Consider the following 1,490-nt stretch of genomic DNA (forward strand, 5'->3'; position numbering starts at 1 on the left):
TTCTATTTAATAACTAATGAAATACAGGTTGAGAATAGAAATAGAGGAATTAAAACGGTTGTTCTTAATTGTTAATAGCGAATGTCGCTGGATAATAGGGGTTCGGCAGCATAACTACCAAACCCCGGTAAGTGCTAAAGCTCTTCTAAATGCTTGGCAACTTCCTTCATACTCTCTTCAGGCTCCGGTGCTTCATTGACCCAGGCAGAAGTCAGGCGATAGGAGATGGCTAACACCACCGGCCCAATAAACAAGCCAATCATGCCGAATGACAACAAGCCACCAATCACCCCGGACAGGATGAGAATCATCGGCATATCGGCTTCCATACGGATAAGGTAGGGGCGCAAAACGTTATCCATAGTACCAACGATACAGCTCCAAACCAGCAGTGCCGTACCCCAGGTGGTATCACCGGTCCAATACAACCAGATAATCGCCGGGACCAGTATCAACAGTGGCCCAAGTTGAGCTACGCAGCAGATAAACATTAATACGGTAAACAGTGTGGCGTATTGAATGCCCGCAATCGCCAGCCCAATCCCACCCAGCACTGCCTGTACCAGTGCGGTGACCACGACCCCCAATGCGACGGCCCGGATAGCTTTAGCGGCCAGCACCACGACGGCATCGCCACGTTTATCGGCAGCGCGCACCGCAAAATGGCGGATACCCAGCCCGACTTGCTCACCATGGAAATAGAGTAAAACACTGAATAGCACCATCAGCGCCAGATGAATCAAAAAATAACCGACATGGGCGGCTTGAGCTACCAGCCAGGTCGCGGCCGCACCAATATAGGGTTGAACTTTGGCGATCATCGCATTGCCACCACCGGCAACCAATGTATGCCAACTACTATAGAGTTTGTTCCCCACCATAGGGATCGATTGCAACCAGGTCATATCCGGCATGCGCACATTAGACGGGCTAGATGCCCACTGGATAAGCGGGCCGCTGTTTTCCACCAGGCTGCTGACCAGTAGGGCTATCGGGATGACAAACAGCAACACCAGCAGCAGAGTCATGACAATAGCAGCCAGCCAGCGCTTACCCCAAAGTAGCCTTTGCAGCCTAATCAGCAGTGGCCAGGTCGCAATGACTACCATGCCCGCCCAGGCAAAACCCATAATAAAAGGCTGTACCACCCAGAAACTGGCGATAATCATTATCATAATGAATATCACCCCAAACATCAGTTTAGGTAAATCGAAACGGCGCTGCTGCGGGTAATTCATCAATGGGTTCTCACATCGAAAGTCATGGCAAGGTGGCCATCGCACTGTTTTTTAGGCACTCATTAGATTTTGAACTAATTAAGCATCTGTACTAATCATGGTGTATTTTTTAATGTTTTAACAGACAACGCCGGATTTTACTGCTGTGACTTGTTAAAAAATAGCATTAGCTTGGACATAACAAAACATCGACCGCAACCAAGGTGCTGAAACAATGTTCTTTCGGCGTGGTGCGACTATTATTTATACAAT

General features: G+C 48.6%; 1 protein-coding gene. It reads right to left on the reverse strand.

The window, feature by feature from the left end:
• Positions 1-134: 134 nt before the first annotated feature.
• Positions 135-1,238 (reverse strand): AI-2E family transporter YdiK, encoded by a 1,104-nt coding sequence (gene ydiK / locus V1952_RS21790; protein WP_083158718.1) that lies wholly within the window; start codon positions 1,236-1,238, stop codon positions 135-137.
• Positions 1,239-1,490: the final 252 nt, after the last annotated feature.

This window comes from Yersinia sp. 2542 StPb PI (genome assembly GCF_048593855.1).
Classification (GTDB): Bacteria; Pseudomonadota; Gammaproteobacteria; order Enterobacterales; family Enterobacteriaceae; genus Yersinia; species Yersinia enterocolitica_E.

Coding starts and splice junctions, on each gene's coding strand:
- ydiK (WP_083158718.1), bottom strand. CDS start 1,238: ATGAATTACCCGCAGCAGCGCCGTTTCGATTTACCTAAACTGATGTTT.